Annotated in this window: 6 protein-coding genes and 1 pseudogene; 2 read left to right on the forward strand and 5 right to left on the reverse strand. The window is 69.8% G+C overall.

The window, feature by feature from the left end; translation table 11 throughout:
* Nucleotides 1-297 (forward strand): annotated as a pseudogene (locus Q0C41_RS08030) (hypothetical protein); the annotation flags it as partial.
* On the opposite strand, the gene Q0C41_RS08035 reads toward Q0C41_RS08030, so the two are convergent.
* The 4 genes from Q0C41_RS08035 to Q0C41_RS08050 are packed head-to-tail and all read right to left on the reverse strand — an operon-like array spanning nt 294 to nt 5151.
* Nucleotides 294-551: a hypothetical protein gene (locus tag Q0C41_RS08035; RefSeq protein ID WP_291982625.1), complete on the reverse strand. Its 258-nt coding sequence runs from the start codon at nt 549-551 to the stop codon at nt 294-296. The pseudogene Q0C41_RS08030 and the gene Q0C41_RS08035 overlap by 4 nt on opposite strands.
* Before the next feature lie 30 nt (nt 552-581).
* Entirely contained in the window at nt 582-860 is a 279-nt protein-coding gene (locus Q0C41_RS08040; RefSeq protein WP_291982627.1) for a hypothetical protein, read from the reverse strand.
* The gene (locus Q0C41_RS08045; protein WP_291982629.1) at nt 857-2194 is read right to left on the reverse strand and encodes an APC family permease; all 1338 of its coding nucleotides are present in this window, start codon (nt 2192-2194) and stop codon (nt 857-859) included. Before Q0C41_RS08045 ends, Q0C41_RS08040 begins: the two co-directional genes overlap by 4 nt.
* Nucleotides 2194-5151 (reverse strand): carboxypeptidase regulatory-like domain-containing protein, encoded by a 2958-nt coding sequence (locus tag Q0C41_RS08050; RefSeq protein WP_291982631.1) that lies wholly within the window; start codon nt 5149-5151, stop codon nt 2194-2196. The genes Q0C41_RS08045 and Q0C41_RS08050 overlap by 1 nt, the downstream gene beginning before the upstream one ends.
* 201 nt (nt 5152-5352) lie before the next feature.
* Here Q0C41_RS08050 and Q0C41_RS08055 point away from each other — a divergent pair, with 201 nt between their 5' ends.
* A complete protein-coding gene (locus Q0C41_RS08055) occupies nt 5353-6003 on the forward strand; it encodes a PAS domain S-box protein (protein WP_291982633.1) in 651 nt (216 codons plus the stop codon).
* On the opposite strand, the gene Q0C41_RS08060 is transcribed toward Q0C41_RS08055, so the two are convergent.
* The coding region (locus tag Q0C41_RS08060; RefSeq protein WP_291982635.1) for a PQQ-binding-like beta-propeller repeat protein at nt 5945-6605 on the reverse strand (661 nt) is incomplete at its 5' end. The genes Q0C41_RS08055 and Q0C41_RS08060 overlap by 59 nt on opposite strands.

Here is a 6605-nt window from a genome sequence, read left to right on the forward strand (position 1 = left end):
CCGCTCCTGGCGCTGGCGTCGGCCAGTTGGACATTGCCGACCGTCAACGCCTACCCGCTGTTCGTCGAACCGATTCCGCCCGCCCAGCGCGGCGTGTTGGCGGCGTTGTTCCTGCTCTGCATGGCGCTCGGCGGCGCCGTCGGCGATCCGCTCAACGGGCTGCTCTTCGACCTGGCCGCCAGCTACCGCCCGCTGTTCCTCGTGATGACCGCCTACACGGCGTTGGCGTTCGCCGCCGTCTGGTGGATTCCCCGAGGGGTCGGCGAGGCCGGAGCCGGCCCCGCCGTGTCGCACTAGCCCTCGCGGCCGACGCCGAGCGCGTCGGCGACGCGGTTGATGTAGTTGAACCACGACGCGATCAGCGTGATCTGCAGGATCCCGCGGTCGTCGAAGCCGACGGCGCGCAGTCGCTCGTGGAACGCCGGCGAGATGCGCGTGGCGTCCTTCGTGATCTGCTCGACGTACTCGAGCATCACACGGTCCTGATCCGGCAACGGCACGGCCCGGAAGTCGGCCGAGAGTGCCGCGACGAACTCGTCGTCCAGTGTCACCCTACGCAGAAACTCTGCGTGCGACTCCAGTCAATACTGGCACCGGTTGGTCGCCGAAACGACGGTGGTGAGCATCTCGTGCTGCCGACGCGTCAACGGCAGGTCGGGCGACATCAGCGCGCCGAAGGCCGCGAAGCTGTGGTGCAGCGCCTCGGGGATGAGCGAGTGCGAGGCGACGATGCCGTCGGCCGGCGTATGGTGCGGATGCGTCGGCTGGGCGTACTCGGGCGGATACAGCGCCTGCTGCGCCGCACGCGCCCGCTGCAGCGCCTCGTCGTCATCGAAGGGAGCGACACGAATCCAGGTCATGCGAGATCCTCCAGCACGGGCGCCGGTCGGCGCGCGTGAATCATACGGTACGCCGGCAGCGCGCCGGCCACGACCACCACCCCGAGCAGCGACTGGCGTGGACTGCCCACCACCAGCAGCACCAGCAGGACTGCCACCAGCAGCAGGAAGACCACCGCCGGCCATGGATGCCCGGGCACACGGAAGCCGGCGTCGCGGTGATGCAGCACGACCGTCGAGGCTACCGTTGCCGCGACGAACACCACGGTGACGCAGACGAAGTACGCGACGATCGAGTCGAAGCTGCCCAGTGCCACCAGCACCGAGGCCAGCACGGCCTGCAGGACGATGGCGCGGGCCGGCGTCCCGAACCGCGGATGGATGGCCGCCGCGGCGGCCGGGAACAGGCCATCGGCCGCCATCGCCACGTACAGTCGAGGCGCGACCATCTGCATCGCGCACAGGCTGCCCAGCACGCAGACGATGACGACACCGGCGACGACGGCCCCACCGCGAGGACCGACGAGGGCGTCGCCGACCTGCGCCACGAACGCCTGTCCAGGCACCACGGCCGCGATCGGCACGACCGCGATGAACGACAGCGTCGCCGCCGCGTAGGTCAGCGTCACGATGGCCAGCCCGATCCACAGCGCGCGCGGCAGGGTGCGGCGGGGATCGCGCAGCTCGCCCGCGATGCGGGGCACCTCCCACCAGCCACCGAACGAGAAGAAGGCGGCGACGAAGGCGCCGGCCAGGGCGGCCGCCAGCGGTGGCGCGCCGGGATGCCGGCTCGCGACCGGAACGAAGTGCGAGAGCGACGCGCTCGGACTCGCGAACGCGCCGATCGTCAGGAGCAGCACGAGCAGCACCTTGAGCCCGGACACGGTGGTCAGCACCCGCGCGCCGATCCGGACCCCGCTGACGTGAAGCGCCGCCATGGCGGCGATTGCGGTGACGGCGACGCCGCGCATCGCCAGCGACCCCATCGGGACCAGGTAGGCGACGTAGCTCGCGAGTCCCGTCGCCAGCGCCGCGGTGATGCCCGGGTCCATCACGAGCAGGCACTTCCAGCCGTAGGCGAAGGCGACGCGCGGACCGTAGACTTCGCGGAGGTAGACGTAGCCACCTCCAGCCTGCGGATACCGCGCCGCCAGCGCGCCATAGCAGACCGCTCCCGACATCGCCATGCCGCCGAGCACCAGCCAGACGAGCAGGACACCCAGTGGCGAGGCGACGGTGGCGATGATCGTGCCTGGCGTCAGAAAGATGCCGACGGCGATCACCTGCCCGACGACCAGTGCCACCGCCGCCCGCAGGCCGAGCACCGGTGCGACGAGAGGCGCGTGTCCGGTCATCAGAAGCTGGCGCGGACGGCGACCTGCAGGGCGCGCGGACCACCGGATCCGAACACGCCGCCCGCGGTGCTCACCGCCTGGCCGAAGGCCGACGCCCGCAGGTAGCCGGCATCGCCCGGGTCGTTGCTGTCGCGCACGAGGACGTTGGCGTAGCCGGAGTAGTTCCTCACGCTCACCCCGAGGACGTTGGTGACGTTGAACACGTTGAACAGCTCGACGATCGGCTCGATCCGCGCCCGGCCGAGGTTGAAGGGACGCGAGACACGAAGATCGCACGAGGCGAATCCGTCGCTGAAGCGTACATCGTCACGCACGGAGGGCAGCAGTTGGCCGGCGATGCCGCCCGCCCCATTGAGCGCGGCGAGGGCGCGGTTGAGGTCGGCGCCGGTCTTGAACAGGCGTCCGCCGGCGTTGCGCTGGAAGGCCGGCACGCGCGACTGCGCGTCCGGCATCAGGATGTCCATCGGCACGCCCGAGGCCAACGTCAGGATCGGCGCCACCAGCACCCCGCCGGGCGCATGCGTCCACGCCGCCACCGTGAAGCGGTGACGCTGGTCGTTGGGCGTCGGGCCGTACTCCAGGCGCAGGTTGGTCGGGTCGATCGGGCCGTTGGCAAACGGGATCTGATCGTCGTTGGCGTAGTTGAGCGCCTTGGCCCACGTGTAGGCGGCACGGAACCCGAGACGGCTGCTGCGCCGCTCGGCGCTGACCAGCAGCGCGTCGTAGTGCGTGTTGACGCTGGACTCGAGGTTGACGACGCGATCGGGGCCCCCGACGACGGGATTGATGACCTCGCCGACGGTGCGTCCGATGATGAAGTGCGTGCCGAGCGCATGCACGCCGTCGATGCGCAGCACCGTGTTCCACGGCAACTCACGCTGCACACCGAGGTTGAACTGCTGCACGGCCGGGTTCTGCAGCCGGTTGTCGATGATGTTGATGCCGGAGGCGCCAGCACCCGGCAGGATGAAGCCGGTAAACGGGTTGGCGGTCGACGGGGCAAACGGCGGGAACTGACCGGTCTGCGAATCGAGGAAGAAGACGTTGCCGGCGCGCACCTCGATCGGGAGCGCCCGGCCATCGAGGCCGCGCTCGAGCGACTGCAACTGCAGCGTGACGCGGTCGTAGTAGATGCCGTAGCCGCCGTGCACGCTGGTGCGGCCGTCGCCGGGCGCCCAGTTGAAGCCGAGCCTCGGCCCGAGGTTGTTCAGGTCGCGGCGGCGCGTGCCCGGCAGGAACGGCTGGACGAGCGGGTTGATCTCGCCGACGCGGCTGATGTTCTTGACGTCGGAATCTGCCTCGTAGCGCAGGCCGACGTTCAACGTCAGGTCGGACCGGACGCGCCAGTCGTCCTGGATGAACAGCGCCACGTGGTGGTTGTCGGCGTCGGGCAGGACCAGGGCCTGTTCGGGCTTGCCGCTGCGCAGCGTCACCGCGAACAGCAGATCGCCATCGTCGACGCGACCGTCGCCGTTGTGGTCGAAGGTCGCGAAGTCCTCGACGAACTCGAGGCGGCCCTGTTGGAACACCCCGAGGTCGAACGCGGCGTCGACGCGCTGCCACTCACCGCCGAGGCGAATGGTGTGCGAGCCGCGCGCGATCGACAGCGTGTCGGAGAGCTGGAACCGCCGCTGCGTCGTGCCCTGCGGCACGCGGAACGACGAGCCGTCGAGCATGCTCGGGAAGGTCAGTTGAGGCCCGCCGGCCAGCGGCGCGATGGCGTTGTCGAACGTGCTCAGGGAGAGGGTCGCGGCGTTGACCACCGTGCCGCCGAGCAGGCGCGTCCACGTCCCGACAGCCGACTGGTAGTCATTGCGACTGCGCTGGCGATACGAGGCCGAGCCGATGGCGCGATCCAGACTGCTGGCGCCGACGTCCTGCGCATGCTCGCCCGAGTAGCGGAACATCAGGGAGTCCGAGGCGCCGAGTGTCGCGTCGAGTCGCGTCGACCACAGCGTGTCGTCCAGCGGTGCGGCGGCCACCCCGCGACGGATGACCCGCGCCGCCACGTCGCGCTCCCCCACCAGCACGGCGCCGTCTTGATTGCGGTGCTCCGCCGCGGCGAACCAGAAGGCGCGGCCGGTGACGAGCGGGCCCCCGGCCGCGCCGGCGATCTGTTGACGATCGAACGGCAGCGACGCGCCACTGCTCCGGTCGAACGTCGCCGGCAGGCCCTGCCAGGCACTGTCGCGCAGGAACAGCGAGGCCGATCCGCGCAGCCGATCCGTACCAGAGCGGGTCACGACGTTGATCACCGACGAGGCCGAGCGTCCGGACTCGGCCGTGAAGCGCTGGGTCGCGATCTGGAACTCCTGCACCGACTCCTGCGTGACGTTCTGCAGCGGCCCGCCCACCACGTCGTCGTTGTTGTCGGCGCCGTCGATCGTCACGTTACCGCCGCGGCCGAGTTGCCCGGCCGACGAGATGACGACGGTGTTGGACTTGGTCGGGTCGAAGTTGGGCGCTGGCGCGTTGCCAGGCACGAGCAGCGCCAACTCGAGGAAGTTGCGGCCGTTCAGCGGCAGGGCCTCGATCGCCGTCGACGGGATGACGGCGTCGACCACCGAGCGGCTCGTGTCGACGGTGCCGGCATCGGCCGAGACCATCAGCGACTCGCGCACGCCGGCAACGGCCAGCGCCACGTCGACCATCGCCGACTGCCCGACCTCGAGGACCACCCCGCGCCGCATGACCTCGCTGAACCCACCGGCCGCGACCGTGACGTCGACGACGGCGGGCGGCAGGTTGACGATGACGAACTCGCCGCGGCTGTCGGTGACGGTGGAGCGGGTCAGCGCGCCTTCAGCTCCGGTCACCGTCACCGTGGCCGCCGCGACGGGCGCGGCTTGCGCGTCGCGCACGCGACCACGCAGTGTCGCGCTCGATTGTGCCGCCGCAATGGACGCCCAGCCCATCATCAGGACCACACACACCACCACCCTACACACACGTCTCATGTGCCTCGTCTCCGGAGCCACGGCTGCGCGGCTGGTCCTCGCGATTGAAGGGACCAAGCTTGGCCTGCCGCCCGCGGCGCGACCATCGCGCGAAGCGACTACCTCCGGGGCTCGATCGCACTAGCGAGGGACACATCGCTCCTGTCGAGATAGGTAAGTGGTGATGGAGCGATCGACAGGACGCCGTGTACGATGCCTCGAGTGGACGACGCGCGCCCTGGAACGACCGCCATCGAAATGGAGCACCGCTTCTTCGAGCTGTCGCTCGACCTGCTGTGCTTTGCCGACTTCTCGGGCTACTTCCGGCGCCTCAACCCGGCGTGGGAGACGACACTCGGGTTCAGCCGCGAGGAACTGATGGGGCGGCCGTCGATCGAGTTCGTCCACCCCGACGATCGCGCGCACACCCTGGCGCAGAATCTCCAGGTCAGGGCGGGCGGCCATGCCGAGTCCTTCGAGAATCGCTATCGCTGCCGGGACGGGTCGTACCGCTGGCTGTTGTGGAATGCGTCGCCGGATCTCGAGCGACAGGTCATCTACTCCATCGCCCGCGACGTCACGGCGCACAAGGCCGCCGAGGCGGAGCGCAATCAGCTGGTGGCCGACCTGCAGCGCGCCATCGCCGAGGTGACGACGCTGCAGGCCTACCTGCCGATTTGCTCGTACTGTCGCAAGGTGCGCGACGACGAGAACTACTGGCACAGCGTCGAGGCCTACATCACGCGCCAGACGGGGTCACGCTTCAGCCACGGCATCTGCCCGAACTGCTACGACACGGTCATGGCCGATCACCTCAAGGCGCTGGAGGACGCCCCCCCTCCGGCCCGCGGTGACGCGCCAGATACCGAATGATCTGCTCGCGCTGCTCGGGCGTGCCGGGCATGCCGCGGCTGGCCATGTTGGCGATGGTCTCGCGCCACCCGTCTTCCGGCTGACGCATCCGCGTCACCACCGTCGGCTGATGACACCCCGAGCACAGTTGCTGCACGAGCGTGCGCGCCGGATCGTCGGGCAGGCCGACGCGATCGAACTCGGCCTGGATCGCCGCGGCCGTGTTGATGCCTGACGGATCCTCCGGCGGCGGAATCGGCGCCATCGACGGCACGGTGCCGCGCGCATCGACGGCGAACGTGTAGAGCCGGCCGGGCGCCTGCGTGCCGCTGCGTCCGGTGGCCACCGTGACGTACTGCACGCCGTCGATGGTGTAGGTGACCGGATTGGCGAAGCCGGGTGCCAGCAGCACCGACCACAGACGCTGGCCCGTGTCGGCCGTGTAGGCACTGAAGGTACCGTCATTGGACCCGTGGAACAGCAGGTTGCCCGCGGTGGCCAGCGTGCCGCCCGTGATGCCCGGCTGGGCGAACGTGAGACGCCACCGCTCCTTCTGCGTCAGCGGATCCCAGGCAACGAGGAACGCGCCCTGCTGCTGGCCGCCGCCCGCGCCGACGATCTGC

It is taken from the genome of Luteitalea sp., assembly GCF_022842525.1.
GTDB lineage: Bacteria > Acidobacteriota > Vicinamibacteria > Vicinamibacterales > Vicinamibacteraceae > Luteitalea.